Genomic DNA, 14,390 nt, shown 5'->3' on the forward strand with positions numbered 1-14,390 from the left:
AAGAGTATCTGATTATGCAAAAAATAAATAGGCCAAAGCAATGGCCGTAATAACGCCTACCAGATCTGCCAGAAGCATGGCAACCACCGCATATCTTGTATTCTTCACAGCTACAGCTCCGAAGTAAACAGCAATTACGTAAAAGGTAGTATCTGAGCTTCCCTGGAGAACCGCAGCCAGTTTCCCCTGAAAGCTGTCTGCCCCGAAAGCTGACATGGTATCCACCATCATTCCCCGTGCGCCGGAACCTGATAACGGTTTGATTAAAGCAGTCGGAAGCCCGTCTACAAATCTTGCATCCAGGTTCGCCGTATACGCCACCCACTTCATGCCGTCGATAATTACATCAAAAACCCCGGAAGTTCTCAACAGTGAAATGGCAATCAGCATCCCGACCAGGTAAGGAATAATCTTCACGCAAGTCCAGAACCCTTCTTTTGCCCCTTCGATAAAGGCATCAAAAACATTGATCTTTTTATAGATCGCACCCAGCACAATGGCCAGGAAAATAAAGAGAATCAATCCGTTGCTCAATACTTTGCTGAAATTATCCAGCTCATCTTTATTTAATTGTACCAGATACAAAACCAGAAGCGCGATCATTGCAGAGATTCCGCCTACATAAGCAATAACAATAGGTTTTAACAGATTGATTTTCTGATATAATGATACGATGATCATGGCTGCTAAAGTCGCGGCAAATGTTGCGATCATGCAGGGAAGAAAAATATCGGTCGGTGTTTTTGAACCCATGGAGGCACGGATCGCAATAATCGAAACGGGAATCAAAGTCATTCCTCCGGCATGAAGGCAGAGGAACATGATCTGTGAATTGCTCGCGGTATCCTTATTCGGGTTCAAAGACTGCAGGCTTTCCATAGCCTTCAGTCCAAACGGAGTAGCTGCATTATCCAGTCCCAGGAGGTTGGCACTGAAATTCATCAGCATATGCCCGAAAGCAGGATGGTTTTTAGGGATATCAGGAAATAACCTGGAGAAAAAAGGCTGGATCAGCCTGCTTAAAAGATTGATGCCGCCTGCTTTTTCAGCAATGCTCATAAACCCCATGAACAGGGTCATAATGCCAATGAGGCCGATACAGATCTTTACTGCCGTTTCAGAAGTTCCGATAACGCCGTCTGCTTCCTGTACCCGGTACACTTTGACGTCCTGTCTCAGGGAATCGGCTTTATAATGGATCCGGCTGTCTGCAAAATCCGGTTTTTTCATCAGGCTGTCCCGTACCACAGGAGGTAAGGTGTTTATGTTCTGGGTTGCGATCTGTACGGTGTCACCGCCTTTTCCTACGACCATATCATTGAAAATGGTTTGGTAATGGCTTGATGAAATGCATTTTATACTGGCAATGGCAATGGCAATAATGATAAATGCCGACCAAATTCTGCTGAGGACCATCCGATTGAATTATAATTGTTTAAACTTATCGAAAAAACTCCAGATTACAAAACAGATCTTCTCTTAACCATCATCATAAAGCCGGCTGATATTCTCTTAATCCTATTTCTCATCCAGATAGACGAGAAAGCCTTTAAAATCATCATCCGTACTCTTCAGTACTTTGGCATCTTTCATCTTTTTCTCCAGCCCGTCTATGAAGAAGTTCTTTTCAAAAAACTGACGGTGCACACCTTCAAGCATTTCCATGAAATAGTCCATTCCGATTTTATTGTTGTGAAGATCCATTTTGGTTTCCAGCGGCTTATTGGGGAAGAGTTCCTCGTGCAGATCGGTAATTCTTTTACAGAAATTCAGGGCTTTTTCAGGAGAAGAAACCTTACAGCAGTACATCAGGATAAAACAGCACCACAGCGCATGCCTGAATGAATTTCCGATACCGTTGGTAGAGGCTGTTTCCGGGAATTTTCTCTGGGCGATGGTATAGGCTTTAAGCGTAGCATAAAAACTTAATACAGAGAAAACAGGATGGGGAAGAACAAGCGATAAAAGGCGCATGATCTTTTTAAGGCTCATGCTCCGGATGGTATTGAAAAATATTCTGAAAGTTCTCATCAATAAAAATCTCTCCCTAATAGGAGAGAGATGATCTTTTTTTTATAAATTTTAAGCTTTTACCGTTAATAAATTGATCGTCTTAGCAACGGTGTCTTTTATTTCTGTCCTTTTTACAATAAAATCTACAAATCCTTTTTCCTGAAGGAATTCTGAAGTCTGGAACCCTTCCGGAAGGTCTCTTCCAATGGTTTCACGGATTACCCTTGGTCCTGCGAAACCGATCAGTGCCTTAGGTTCAGCCATAATGATATCGGCGGTCATGGCAAAAGAAGCGGTAATTCCCCCAAACGTAGGGTCACAAAGATAGGCAATGTATAAAAGTCCTGCTTCTGAAAGCTGTGCAAGCTTAGCCTGAACCTTTGCCAGCTGCATTAGGGAATAGGTTGCTTCCTGCATCCTCGCGCCACCGGACTGGCAGATAATCATGTAAGGAAGTTTCTTTTCCATACAGTAATCAATAGCTCTCCTTATTTTTTCTCCCATGACAGAACCTAAAGAACCTCCGATAAATGCAAAATCCATACACGAAACAACCATTTCAGTTCCTTTTACGGTTCCTACGGCATTTCTGATGGAATCCGTCAGCTTGGTTTTGGCTCTTACCTCTTTCAGGCGGTCTGCATAAGGCTTGGTGTCTTTAAAGTTCAGGATGTCAATACTTTCAACATTAGCATCCAGCTCAGTAAATTTACCTTCGTCAAAAAGGATATCGAAAAATTCTGCACTTCCTATTCTTACATGAAAGCCGTCTTCAGGAGAAACATAATTATTTCTCTTTAATTCGTCATGCTCAACAATTTTCCCGGAAGGAGTCTGATGCCAAAGACCTTTGGGAACGTCTTTTTTTTCATCAGTCGATGTCGTAATATTTTGTGCTTTTCTTTTAAACCACTCGAATGCCATAGTGTCTGTATTAATGTACAATTTATAATGTACAAAGTATCATGTAATTAACTACATCTTACTTTGTACATTATGTTTTTACAAAATTATTTTAAAGTATTTACGTTATTTAAATCTTCAAATGCCTTAACCAGTCTCTTGGAGAATGTTTCCTCACCTTTTCTTACCCATGTTCTCGGGTCATAGAATTTTTTGTTAGGTTTTTCTTCTCCGTCCGGATTTCCGATCTGGGTCTTTAAATAATCGATATTATCAACCATATAATCTCTGATTCCTTCTGTATACGCAAACTGAAGATCAGTGTCAATATTCATTTTAATCACTCCGTAGTCAATCGCTTCCCTGATTTCGTCCAATGTAGATCCTGACCCTCCGTGGAATACAAAATTCACAGGCTTTTCAGCAGTTCCGAATTTTTCCTGAACATATTTCTGAGAATTGTCAAGAATTTTCGGGGTAAGCACTACGTTTCCTGGCTTATATACGCCGTGTACATTACCGAAAGCGGCTGCAATGGTAAAGTTTTCAGAAATGGCTTTCAGTTTTTCATACGTATAGGCTACATCTTCGGGCTGCGTATACAGTTTTGAATTGTCAACATCTGAATTGTCAACACCGTCTTCTTCTCCGCCGGTAACACCGATTTCCACTTCCAGAGTCATCTGCATTTTAGCCATTCTTTCAAAATAACGGGCAGATGTTTCGAGGTTTTCTTCCAAAGATTCCTCAGAAAGGTCTAGCATATGAGAAGAGTACAGTGATTTCCCGGTCTGTCTGAAGAATTCTTCGTTGGCATCCATCAATCCGTCGATCCAGGGCAATAGTTTCTTGGCACAGTGGTCGGTATGAAGAATCACAGTCGCTCCGTAAGCTTCTGCCAGCGTATGAATATGTTTTGCTCCGGCCACAGCTCCTAAAATAGCTGCTTTCTGTCCGTCATTGCTTAATCCTTTTCCTGCATTATAAGCAGCACCTCCGTTAGAGAACTGAATGATAACAGGCGAGTTCAGTTTTGCTGCAGTTTCCATCACCGCATTCACGTTGCTGGAACCAATTACGTTAACTGCAGGTAATGCAAATTTGTTTTCTTTAGCATGCTGAAAAATATCAGTAACTAATTGACCTGTGGCAACTCCTGCCGGGAAAATTCTGCTCATGTTTTACTTTTTAATATAAATTATTCGGATTTGTAAAATTCCTGTAAAGGTAATCATTTTTGCTTAATTGCTAATTTCTTTTGTCCCGTCCCCAAAGCAGCTTTTGCCGGATGGTTTCATAGAAACTCAGGTTGTTGGGCTGCACCAGGAGGATCTGAAAGTTGGCTTTCCTGATGATAATTTCCTTGTCAGTTTCTATATGGATCAGTCTGGAGTCCAGTGAAAGTGAATACTGGGGAACCCTGCTTTCCACTTTAAACTTAATTTCAACCCTGTCATTTACCACCAGCGGCCTTACATTAAGATTATGGGGGGCAATAGGCGTAATGACAAAATTTTCGTTGTTCGGGGAAATGATTGGCCCGCCGCAGCTTAATGAATAAGCGGTAGAACCTGTCGGTGTGGAAACGATCACGCCATCTCCCCAGAAGATGTTCAGGAACTCATTATTGATGTAAGAATCCACCGTCACCATCGAAGTTGTTTCTTTTCTGGACAGCGTAACATCATTCAGGGCATACGGGAAAAAATCTTCCAGTTCGGGCGAAACCACCTGGATCACGGAACGTCGGCTTGTCTTGACGTCACCTTTTAAAATAGAATCCAGTTCGTTAAAGGCTTCTTCTTTGGTAAAGCTGGCAAGAAAACCTAATCTGCCGGTGTTTACACCTACGATCGGTATTTCCAGATCCTCGATGAATGTTAAGGAGTTAACGATGGTACCGTCGCCTCCGAATGTAAAAAAAAGATCAACTTCCTTGTCTACAAGATCCTGCTTGCAGTTGAAGGTTTCGAAAATTTTTGAAAACTGAAGCGCTTCAGCCATCTCATCATATAAAACGGATTTTATCCCTCTGTTTTCCAGCTCGGAAATAAATTTGCTTAAATATAAAAAGGTATCAAGATCTTTTTTCTGAGAATATATGGCTGCCTTCATCATGTTATATTTCTATGAATTTCTGGAAAAACCCGAACCTGTCCTGAAACAGATCGGATTTGTCATCAGAATAATATTTCTGTACAATTCTGTAATCGTAACGGTCAAATGTTTCATCAATAGAGCTCAGGTTTTCATTGCTGATCTTGATCGTCACATGAATGGCTTCATCTGACATAAAACTGATAAAAGCTCCGTAAAATTTAGAATTATTGCTTTCAACGATATTGGCGATCTCCGTCATCGAATATTTCCTGGCAGGGGTTTCTACCGTAAGAATAGCTCCTGATTCCGAAAACAGCGGATACTTTGACAGGTCCTGGAAGATATCTTCACAGCTTATGTAGCCGAGGTATTTTTCATTCTTGTTGATTACAGGGATCACGTTGGCATTGAAGGTATGAAACAATCGGATGCTGTCCATGATATTGTTGTCTTCAAGAATTGCAAAGCGTTCGATTTGATGTTCAAGATCCTTCAGCGTTCCTTCTTCTTCATAAAGAAAATCTTCAGCAATCGCACCGTAGAAATGATTGGATTTTTTAATGAAAATATGAGAATATCCAAATGCATCTATCATGTCTCTTGCTGATTCTATCGAGTCAGTCAGATTAAAACACGGAAAATCTTTTGAGATATAGTCTTTGATAAACATTGTGCTAATTTATAAAAAATTAAATGAAACTTTTTCCGAAACACCAACTTTTTTTCATTCGAAATCAAAAAAATGATTTTAAAATTTGCCCGTGACGAAAAAATAGGTATCTTTGTCGCCTTTCATTTTTACTTTTTATTAGATTTATTTCAAACTGCACTGTCTATTAGGCACTTGCAGTTTTTTTATTTCAGGATCCTGGCAAATTCCCACATCACAATTCCTCCGCAGACACTTACATTTAAAGAATGTTTGGTTCCCAATTGCGGAATTTCAATAAAAGAACCGATATTATCCAGTGCTTCATCACTGATTCCTTCCACTTCATTCCCTAAAATAACTGCATATTTCTTTGAAGGATCAATTTTAAAGTCTGTAATCATCTGGCTGTTGGTGGTCTGCTCGATCCCTACAATTTCAAAATCCTGTGACCTGAGATGATGAATAGCCGCATTAATATCTGCCTCATAGCTCCAGTCCACGCTTTCCGTAGCTCCTAAAGCGGCTTTGTGGATTTCGCGGTGTGGCGGCTGAGGCGTAATTCCGCAGAGAATGATTTTCTGGACCAGAAAGGCATCTGCTGTCCTGAACGTCGCGCCCACGTTGTGCATGCTTCTGATATTATCCAGTACGACGACCAGAGGAATCTTTTCCACGGTTTTAAAAGTTTCAACATCGATTCTGTTAAGCTCTTCCAGTTTTAGTTTATGTACCAATTGGTTGTATTTAATGTAGTTATCAATATATATGTACGATCTTTAACGGAATAAAGATTTTTATTTAGGCAAACCCATGATCTGATGAACGCTTTTTTCAATGTTCTGGGCAATGGCTTCCATGGGAATATCATTTTCATCATTGCTGAAAGGGTCTTCAATTTCTTCGGCAATCATTTCAAGGCTCATCAGGACATAATATACAAAAACGGTCAGAGGAATCATAAAAAGTCCGATAGATATAACGTACGCCACCGGTAAGGCCAGGACATAAAGAATGATGAATTTCTTTACAAAGGAAGAATAGGAATACGGAATCGGTGTGTTTTTAATTCTCTCGCAGCCTCCGCAAACGTCCAGAAAACCTGAAAGCTGGGTGTCTAAATACAGCATTTCAAAGTCTGAAATTTTTCCCTGTTTTTTAAGCTGATGTAATTTGTGGGTTAAAAGAATAACGATTTCTGTAGGGCCGTGATGCTTGATATGGTCTTCGATTTCAGAATAGTCCTCGTCTAATGCCAGTCTTGTAGATTCTTTGGAAAGGTGTTTGGCCAGAAAATGCGGAAAATATTTAAGGTATCTTGCGATCTGTTCCAGGTCCTGTCTGTCATTTTCAAGAACAGATTTGATTTTAACGGCAAAGTTCCGGGAGTCATTGACCAGCTTGCCCCAGAGCTTCCTGCCTTCCCACCACCGGTCATAGGCAGTATTGGTCCTGAAAACCAGTAATAAAGACAGTACGAAACCGAGTAAAGAATGAATCATGCTCACATTGCTGACGGGCGATTTTGAAGATAAGTGAAGGTATTCCACTTCAAGGTATTCAATACCCCAGGAATATAATCCGACCAGGATCATCGTCGGGAACAGGATCTTCATCGTATCGCTTTTATGCAGGCTGAAAAGGATTTTCAGAAAATGTTTGGTATTGTAAACTCTCATACGCGGGATTGATGATGCAAAGATAAAATTTTTCATTTTGATGACCTCATTTCAATCTTACGGTACCTTTTGAGATTAAATGCGGTGTTATGATGGCGGATGATGACTAATATTTATGTTAAAATTTTCTTGAATTTCAAAAAAACACTATTTTTATTCCGCATTTAAATACCACACAAAATGATTCTCGAAAACGTAGATGTCGTAACGGATATCAACAAAGAAGATTTTCAGAAAAATTATTTCACAAAGAAGAAGCCGCTTCTGATTAAAAATTTTGCAAGCCGTTGGGAAGCTTTTGATCAGTGGAACTTTGATTTTATCCGTGAAAAAGCGGGAGATCAGGAAGTTCCCTTGTATGATAATAAACCGGCTGATGCTTCCGGAAGCTCAGATGCGCCTGTGACTCATATGAAGATGAAGGAGTATATCGATACAATTAAAAGCAGGCCTTCGGATCTGCGCATTTTCTTTTACATCATCACAGACCGGCTACCGGAATTGCTGAAAAACTTTACCTATCCGGATTTGGGAATACGGTTTTTCAAAAGGCTGCCGACCTTATTTTTCGGGGGAAGCGAAGCCCATGTGCTGATGCATTATGATGTGGATCTGGGGGACTTTCTGCATATCCATTTTGAAGGGAAAAAGAGGATTCTATTATTTGACCAGAAACAGTCTGCCTTCTTATACAAAGTTCCCCTATCGGTGCACACTATTTATGAAGTGGATTATGAAAACCCTGATTACGAAAAGTTTCCGGCACTGAAACATGCCAGAGGCTTTGAGGTTTTTATGGAACATGGGGATGCGCTTTTCATTCCCGGTGCGTTCTGGCACTTCAACAGGTATCTTGAGCCCGGATTTTCCATGTCGCTCCGGGCGCTTCCTGGCAAACCCGGTGTTTTTGCGAATATGCTGTATCATGTTTTTATTATGCGATACACCGATAAATTAATGCGTAAATTATTTAAAGTCAAGTGGGTGGATTATAAACAGAAATGGGCGTATAATAAGAGCGCGAAGGCTTTGGAAGATCATCTTAAGCAATAAAGATTAAATTTTATTTTATAGATCTGACAGATTGTTCAGGTGTTCAAAATCTGTACGTTTGCAGCTATACTTTTCAAAAACTTTAATCCTTCTTTTTTATTTCATACTTTTACCATCCTAATTTTAAGATCAATTTTAATGGCAAAGGCGACGAAGAAAGAAACTCCTTTAATGACACAGTATAATACCATCAAGGCCAAATACCCTGATGCGCTTTTGCTATTTCGGGTAGGGGATTTTTATGAAACTTTCGGGCAGGATGCGGTTAAGACGTCTCAGATTTTAGGAATTGTCCTTACCAAAAGGGCCAATGGAGACGGCCATATTGAACTGGCGGGATTTCCGCACCATTCCGTAGATTCCTATTTGCCGAAACTGGTAAGGGCAGGAATGAGGGTGGCCATCTGCGACCAGCTTGAAGATCCAAAAACGGTGAAAGGAATTGTGAAAAGGGGCGTAACGGAACTGGTGACCCCCGGTGTCACATTCAATGACCAGGTTTTAAATTCAAAAAAGAATAATTTCCTGCTTTCCCTTCATAAAGAAAAAGAAAAGTTCGGAATTGCGCTGGTGGATATTTCCACAGGTGAGTTCCTGGTAAGTGAAGGAAGCCTTGAAAAGCTGCTTCATATTGTCAATACCTTTGATCCGAGTGAAATTATTTATCAGAGAAGCGTCCAGATCCCGGAACAGTTTAAAAATAAAAATGCCTTTAAGCTTGAAGACTGGGCCTTTCAATATAATTTCGCCTACGAAAAACTGACAAATCATTTCAAAACCAATTCATTAAAAGGCTTCGGAGTTGAAAACCAGCCGTTGGCGATTACGGCAGCGGGAGCTATTTTTGCTTATCTCGTAGAAGATACCCATCATAATTTGCTGGCCCACATCACCAGAATTCAGATTATTCCGCAGGAAGATTTTCTGATGATGGATCATTTTACTTTAAGAAACCTGGAAATCGTCTGCCCAAGCAGTCCGCAGGGTAAATCATTGCTGGACATTATTGATAAAACCTCGACTCCGATGGGAGGACGTTTGTTGAGAAGAAGAATTATTTTACCCTTAAAGTCTGTAAGTGAAATCGGAAGAAGGCTTTCTTTAATTGATTTTTTAAATGAAAACGACCATCTTAAATATGAAATTTCCCAGTTATTAAAGTCTATTTCAGACTTAGACCGGTTGATGGGAAAACTGGCCGCCGAGAAAATTTCACCTAAAGAATTGGGATATCTCCGTCAGAGCCTGATCAATATTCATAAAATTAAGGCTTTGCTTCATCCGCATGCCGATGTTCTGGCGTGGCTGGACCCGTTGTATGATCAGGATGAACTTATTAAATGCCTTCAGAACCACCTGAATGAGGAGCTTCCGGTGAATCTGGCCAAAGGCAATGTGATCAAAGAAGGGATTTCAGAGGAACTGGACCGGTTAAGAGGGCTTCAAAGCAAAGGGCGTGGATTTCTGGACGAGATGTGCCACAGGGAAGTTCAGAGGACGGGAATTTCAAGCCTTAAGATTGATTTTAATAATGTTTTCGGGTACTATATTGAGGTCAGGAATACTCATAAAGATAAAGTTCCTGCAGACTGGATCAGGAAACAGACCCTGGTGAACGCCGAACGTTACATTACGGAGGAACTGAAGGAATATGAAAGCCAGATTCTCGGCGCGGAAGAAAAAATAGGGGTTCTGGAAAATGAGCTGTACAGAAATATCTGTAACGAAACCATGATCTATATTGACCGGATTCAGGAAAATTCAAATATCATCGCACAGCTTGATGTTGCGGTTGGTCTGTCAGAACTGGCCGTTTCCGAGAGTTATACCAAACCGGTTTTAACGGAAACTTTTTCAATTGATCTTAAAGAAGCCCGGCACCCGATCATTGAAAATGCACTTCCGCTGGGTGAAAAATATATACCGAATGATATTTTCCTGGATAAAGATTCCCAGCAGATCATCATGGTGACAGGGCCCAACATGGCGGGTAAATCGGCCATCCTCCGACAGACGGCTATTGTATGCCTGATGGCGCAGATCGGAAGTTTTGTCCCGGCAAAACATGCTGAAATCGGTATCCTGGATAAAATCTTTACCAGGGTAGGAGCCTCGGACAATATCTCTGCCGGTGAATCCACTTTTATGGTGGAAATGAATGAAGCTGCAAATATTTTAAATAATATTTCTGAACGCAGCCTGATTCTGCTGGATGAAATCGGGCGCGGAACGTCTACCTATGACGGGGTTTCCATAGCCTGGGCCATAGCAGAATACCTTCATCAGCATCCGACACAGGCAAAAACCTTATTTGCAACGCATTATCATGAGTTGAATGAAATGACCGTAAACTTTGAAAGGGTGAAAAATTTTCATGTTTCTATTCAGGAGAATAAAGGCAATATTATTTTCTTAAGGAAACTGATTCCCGGAGGAAGTGAACACAGTTTCGGGATTCATGTCGCCAAACTGGCGGGAATGCCTTCAAAAGTTGTCAACAGGGCCAATGAAATCCTGAAGACACTGGAAGCCAGCCGTACGCAGGGCGCCTCTTCTGAAAGCATCAAAAGGGTAACCGAAGAAAATATGCAGCTTTCTTTCTTTCAGCTGGATGATCCAGTTCTGGAAAATATCCGTGAAGAACTGACAAAAATCGATATCAATACGCTGACTCCGATTGAAGCTTTAATGAAGCTTAATTCGATAAAAAAAATGATTGGAAAATAATCCAATCATTTTTTTTGATTAGCAACAAACTCCGTTTGTATTGCATGCTCCTATGTATAACTTTCCATCATTATTACTGAAACAAGCGGTAATACAAGTTTTGTCCGCTACACCACTGATTTCTTCTATCTCTTTCTTGATGATTTTCTGTTTAAAGATGGAGTTAAACTTTTAACAGCAATACCCATCCTGAACTCCGAACACACCATATAATTCTTCTCCGGTTGCCTGATCAATACAGCTTACGACTCTTGGACATACTGGTCTTTTTCCACCGTTAATTTCTTTTAATTCATTTTTTGTGAGCTTTCTTTGTTGAATGTTTGACTTTTTCATAATAATTGAATTTGGTTTAAGCTAAAGTACATAATTTATGTCAATTCAACAAATAGTGAGTAATAAAATTGTGCTAAAGTTACTGATATAATAATAGTTAATGAAATAAGGTGTGAGATCATGATAATCTCTTCTGGTGACAATTTTTATAATTAAGTTTAAAAAGGTTTATTATAAAAGTTTCTACAAAAAATAAACTTTAATATTTTTTCAAAGTCAGGGGAAAAGTATATAGGTAACGTACAGGTTCACCATTAACGGTGGCAGGCTTCCATCTTACAAACAGTCTCCTTACCGCTACTTCTGCAGCCTGTCCGTGCTGTTTGTTATCACTGACTGCCGTTACATACCTTACATATCCGGTTTTCTCCACGATGAAATAGACACGGGTATTGATCTGTTTTGATTTTACATCAATAACATCCATCTTTTCCGCAAACTGCTTTTTGAAATTTTCCATGCCGCCGGGGAATTCTGCAGGCGTATCTGCTTTGGTAACCACATCACTGAGTTTCATTTTTGTTTTCAAAACCGCATAATCCGGGAGCTGTGATACGGAACTGTAATCCTGTGCTGCAATCGAAATGCTGAAATACAAAGTTAAAAAAATTACTGTCTTTTTCATATCTGTAAAAATAAAGTAGGTTTTCAAGAAAGTAAAAAGAACCGGAGCCACCTGTATCTATATCATTGGCCCCGGCCTGTTGATGTTATAAAGCCTGAACCCCGGATGAAGTGACAATCCATTTTACCAGTAAAACAAACATTGTCAGTATGGAAAATACCGTAAGCCCGGAAAAAATTCTTAATATGTGCGTTTTTATCTTTTTATCAGGCTGCTTTATCTTTAATTTTGCAAGCACGATAAAGCCTGTATAATACATGCACAACAGAACCGGGGGGATAAAAATTAAAAATATAAATCTGCCATAACAATAGTGATTCATTTAACAGCATTCAGGCTACGATATATATTCAGATGATCAAAATAAAATTCAATATAACCTATTTTCTGCTTACCCTTTGGCTTTTTATCGCTGAGGTGTTCATCGCTACAAAGTTAAAGGATATTTTCTTTGTAAGGGCTTATCTCGGAGATGTTATTGTTGTTATATTGCTCTATACATTCATCAAAAGTGTCTTTATTATTCACAATAATAATAGGCTAATTGCAGGGATCTTTATTTTTTCCTGCCTTATCGAGTTTGCCCAATACTTTAATATTGCAGAACGGTTGGGCTTTCAACGTGGCAGCCTGATGTATATTGTCATCGGGAATTCCTTTTCCTGGGTTGATATTTTGTGTTATTTAGCAGGATGTGTACTGATGTTTTTATTATTAAAAGTAAAAAGTAAAAAGTAAAAAGATACATTAATTACCTCCCGAAGCTGTCATATTTATCTTCCGCATATTTGATAAAGCGGTTCAGCAGGGCTACATTTTCCTTTTCCATCGGGGAAAGATCATTATCGACGTTATTTGAAACGGGGATGTACCAATCAGTCTGCTCAAAGAAATTCCTGTAGGTTGCCTTTTTGAACGAATAGCCATGTCTTGCAAAAATGGAATTTTTAATAATTTCCATATCCAGCTTACGAAGATTTTTAAGGTCTTTTTCGGTCAGCTTCTGCTTAGAGGCATTGATTTTAAATACGGCATCAGAAGCAATCCTGTTCTTGGAAGCGGTATAGCTTTCTGTTTTCCCGGTTTCTTCATCCGTATATTTTTCTACAAAATTTTTGGGATTTTCCCAGTCAATCAGATCATTATCAGGGCTTAGCATAAAATTAGGATTGTAACTGAACTCCTTTCTGACCAGTTTTACCGTTTTCAGAGGCGCTTTAACAGCGGCTTTATTAAATGCATTCCAGCTTCCCGTAAGGCTGTCATTGTTAAGTTTGATTTCAAACCTTCCGTCGGTTTTATCATTACCGGGTTCATCCAGTACAAAAGATTTTGTCGCTTCATTAAAAACACCGCGGAAAGGCCTTTGATTCCCGTCTAAAATACTTTGTCCGTAAACGCTGTCTTGGGTAATCCTGTTGATTTTTAAAGAAATTTTCTTATAAATATCCCCTTCATATTGATCGCCGTCTTCGGAAGTGATCATGTCTTTCCCTGCAAAGTCGCCCATGTAAATTCCATAGTATTCCTTATGGATTTCCGGGGCTACTACAGAATCTTTTTTTGCCGTAAGGCTTTCTTTTGACGGTTTATTTTCTGTTGAGTCTTTTTTACAGCCTGTTAAGCTGATGGTAAATAAACCGATTGCCATTAATTTTAAAATTTTCATATCTGTTTTTTTGTGATTAAATATTCAATTAATAATAGGTTGGGAACCCATCCCAGCCATGCAATGATCTGATAGACATCCATCGGGTGCGGATGGAATAAATATACGATAATTACTTTCCACATGCGCAGAGTTATGGCAGATAAAGTCAATGCAAAACTCCGCCACATCCACTGTTGATGCTCTTTAAATCTTTTCTGTCGGGCCAGCAGATAAGCTTTAAACGTCGAAAGCCACCAAAAGCATCCCAGCATAACGAAAGAAATCTTAGCAAAAATTCCACCATTGGCAAAAACCCCCATGTATATTCCGGAAGGCGCGGCAAAAATTAGAATGAGGGAAATATACATTTTCCCCGTGTTTTTATGGAAATTTTTTAATGCAAAATCTTTTCTGAGAATGGCTAAAAACCCAGTCATCAAAACAAAAATACTGGTATACACATGGGTATAGAAAAAGTAAAGATATTCCGGCCTGTCTGTAACCTCCGTCTGCTTGATCATTAAAAAACTCACCTCCGTTTTTAAAGGAACATATTCCAGCGTAATGTTCAGCATCAGCCAAAAGAAATAGCCGAACCCGATGATGAAAAGGATTTTTAGAAAATTGAAAATATTCTTTTTAGCTGAAAGCATT

The 14,390-nt window shown here is 39.6% G+C and carries 15 protein-coding genes; 3 read left to right on the forward strand and 12 right to left on the reverse strand.

Annotated features, from left to right (window positions below; genetic code table 11):
• Positions 1 to 12 precede the first annotated feature (12 nt).
• The 8 genes from H561_RS0109785 to H561_RS0109820 form a co-directional block, all read right to left on the reverse strand.
• On the reverse strand, positions 13 to 1,416 hold the full coding sequence (locus H561_RS0109785; protein WP_027386825.1) for a nucleoside recognition domain-containing protein: 1,404 nt from the start codon (positions 1,414 to 1,416) through the stop codon (positions 13 to 15).
• 102 nt (positions 1,417 to 1,518) lie between these two features.
• Positions 1,519 to 2,031 carry a DUF6973 domain-containing protein gene (locus H561_RS0109790; RefSeq protein ID WP_027386826.1) on the reverse strand — a complete coding sequence of 171 codons (513 nt, stop codon included), beginning with the start codon at positions 2,029 to 2,031 and terminating at the stop codon, positions 1,519 to 1,521.
• A 51-nt stretch (positions 2,032 to 2,082) separates the two neighbouring features.
• Positions 2,083 to 2,937, reverse strand: a complete 855-nt coding sequence (gene accD / locus H561_RS0109795) for an acetyl-CoA carboxylase, carboxyltransferase subunit beta (protein ID WP_027386827.1) — start codon at positions 2,935 to 2,937, stop codon at positions 2,083 to 2,085.
• Positions 2,938 to 3,023: 86 nt separating this feature from the next.
• The gene (gene fbaA / locus H561_RS0109800) at positions 3,024 to 4,094 is read right to left on the reverse strand and encodes a class II fructose-bisphosphate aldolase (RefSeq protein WP_027386828.1); all 1,071 of its coding nucleotides are present in this window, start codon (positions 4,092 to 4,094) and stop codon (positions 3,024 to 3,026) included.
• Positions 4,095 to 4,164: 70 nt separating this feature from the next.
• Positions 4,165 to 5,031, reverse strand: a complete 867-nt coding sequence (locus H561_RS0109805) for an NAD kinase (protein ID WP_027386829.1) — start codon at positions 5,029 to 5,031, stop codon at positions 4,165 to 4,167.
• A gap of 4 nt (positions 5,032 to 5,035) precedes the next feature.
• On the reverse strand, positions 5,036 to 5,686 hold the full coding sequence (locus H561_RS0109810; protein ID WP_027386830.1) for a CBS domain-containing protein: 651 nt from the start codon (positions 5,684 to 5,686) through the stop codon (positions 5,036 to 5,038).
• A 185-nt stretch (positions 5,687 to 5,871) separates the two neighbouring features.
• Positions 5,872 to 6,402, reverse strand: a complete 531-nt coding sequence (locus H561_RS0109815; RefSeq protein WP_027386831.1) for an RNA methyltransferase — start codon at positions 6,400 to 6,402, stop codon at positions 5,872 to 5,874.
• 60 nt (positions 6,403 to 6,462) lie between these two features.
• Positions 6,463 to 7,380: a bestrophin family protein gene (locus H561_RS0109820; RefSeq protein WP_228372249.1), complete on the reverse strand. Its 918-nt coding sequence runs from the start codon at positions 7,378 to 7,380 to the stop codon at positions 6,463 to 6,465.
• 144 nt (positions 7,381 to 7,524) lie between these two features.
• Here H561_RS0109820 and H561_RS0109825 point away from each other — a divergent pair, with 144 nt between their 5' ends.
• Together H561_RS0109825 and mutS are read left to right on the forward strand one after the other, a co-directional pair.
• Complete coding sequence (locus tag H561_RS0109825; protein WP_027386833.1) at positions 7,525 to 8,397, forward strand: cupin-like domain-containing protein; 873 nt, start codon at positions 7,525 to 7,527, stop codon at positions 8,395 to 8,397.
• A 138-nt stretch (positions 8,398 to 8,535) separates the two neighbouring features.
• Positions 8,536 to 11,124, forward strand: a complete 2,589-nt coding sequence (gene mutS / locus H561_RS0109830; protein WP_027386834.1) for a DNA mismatch repair protein MutS — start codon at positions 8,536 to 8,538, stop codon at positions 11,122 to 11,124.
• Positions 11,125 to 11,295: 171 nt separating this feature from the next.
• Here mutS and H561_RS23940 read toward each other — a convergent pair whose 3' ends face one another.
• Together H561_RS23940 and H561_RS0109835 are read right to left on the reverse strand one after the other, a co-directional pair.
• A complete protein-coding gene (locus H561_RS23940) occupies positions 11,296 to 11,460 on the reverse strand; it encodes a bacteriocin (RefSeq protein ID WP_155845777.1) in 165 nt (54 codons plus the stop codon).
• A 199-nt stretch (positions 11,461 to 11,659) separates the two neighbouring features.
• Positions 11,660 to 12,085 carry an energy transducer TonB gene (locus H561_RS0109835; protein WP_027386835.1) on the reverse strand — a complete coding sequence of 142 codons (426 nt, stop codon included), beginning with the start codon at positions 12,083 to 12,085 and terminating at the stop codon, positions 11,660 to 11,662.
• 354 nt (positions 12,086 to 12,439) lie between these two features.
• On the opposite strand from H561_RS0109835, the gene H561_RS0109845 reads away from it, so the two are divergent.
• On the forward strand, positions 12,440 to 12,823 hold the full coding sequence (locus H561_RS0109845; RefSeq protein ID WP_034761921.1) for a ribosomal maturation YjgA family protein: 384 nt from the start codon (positions 12,440 to 12,442) through the stop codon (positions 12,821 to 12,823).
• A gap of 13 nt (positions 12,824 to 12,836) precedes the next feature.
• Here the strand turns inward: H561_RS0109845 and H561_RS0109850 are convergent, their stop codons facing one another.
• Positions 12,837 to 13,754 (reverse strand): YARHG domain-containing protein, encoded by a 918-nt coding sequence (locus tag H561_RS0109850; RefSeq protein WP_027386837.1) that lies wholly within the window; start codon positions 13,752 to 13,754, stop codon positions 12,837 to 12,839.
• Entirely contained in the window at positions 13,751 to 14,389 is a 639-nt protein-coding gene (locus H561_RS0109855; RefSeq protein WP_027386838.1) for a DUF2306 domain-containing protein, read from the reverse strand. Before H561_RS0109855 ends, H561_RS0109850 begins: the two co-directional genes overlap by 4 nt.
• Position 14,390 lies beyond the last annotated feature (1 nt).

Origin of the sequence: Chryseobacterium gregarium DSM 19109 (assembly GCF_000430845.1) — a bacterium.
Classification (GTDB): domain Bacteria; phylum Bacteroidota; class Bacteroidia; order Flavobacteriales; family Weeksellaceae; genus Chryseobacterium; species Chryseobacterium gregarium.

Coding starts and splice junctions, on each gene's coding strand:
- H561_RS0109785 (WP_027386825.1), bottom strand. CDS start 1,416: ATGGTCCTCAGCAGAATTTGGTCGGCATTTATCATTATTGCCATTGCC.
- H561_RS0109790 (WP_027386826.1), bottom strand. CDS start 2,031: ATGAGAACTTTCAGAATATTTTTCAATACCATCCGGAGCATGAGCCTT.
- accD (WP_027386827.1), bottom strand. CDS start 2,937: ATGGCATTCGAGTGGTTTAAAAGAAAAGCACAAAATATTACGACATCG.
- fbaA (WP_027386828.1), bottom strand. CDS start 4,094: ATGAGCAGAATTTTCCCGGCAGGAGTTGCCACAGGTCAATTAGTTACT.
- H561_RS0109805 (WP_027386829.1), bottom strand. CDS start 5,031: ATGAAGGCAGCCATATATTCTCAGAAAAAAGATCTTGATACCTTTTTA.
- H561_RS0109810 (WP_027386830.1), bottom strand. CDS start 5,686: ATGTTTATCAAAGACTATATCTCAAAAGATTTTCCGTGTTTTAATCTG.
- H561_RS0109820 (WP_228372249.1), bottom strand. CDS start 7,380: ATGAAAAATTTTATCTTTGCATCATCAATCCCGCGTATGAGAGTTTAC.
- H561_RS0109825 (WP_027386833.1), top strand. CDS start 7,525: ATGATTCTCGAAAACGTAGATGTCGTAACGGATATCAACAAAGAAGAT.
- mutS (WP_027386834.1), top strand. CDS start 8,536: ATGGCAAAGGCGACGAAGAAAGAAACTCCTTTAATGACACAGTATAAT.
- H561_RS23940 (WP_155845777.1), bottom strand. CDS start 11,460: ATGAAAAAGTCAAACATTCAACAAAGAAAGCTCACAAAAAATGAATTA.
- H561_RS0109835 (WP_027386835.1), bottom strand. CDS start 12,085: ATGAAAAAGACAGTAATTTTTTTAACTTTGTATTTCAGCATTTCGATT.
- H561_RS0109845 (WP_034761921.1), top strand. CDS start 12,440: ATGATCAAAATAAAATTCAATATAACCTATTTTCTGCTTACCCTTTGG.
- H561_RS0109850 (WP_027386837.1), bottom strand. CDS start 13,754: ATGAAAATTTTAAAATTAATGGCAATCGGTTTATTTACCATCAGCTTA.
- H561_RS0109855 (WP_027386838.1), bottom strand. CDS start 14,389: ATGCTTTCAGCTAAAAAGAATATTTTCAATTTTCTAAAAATCCTTTTC.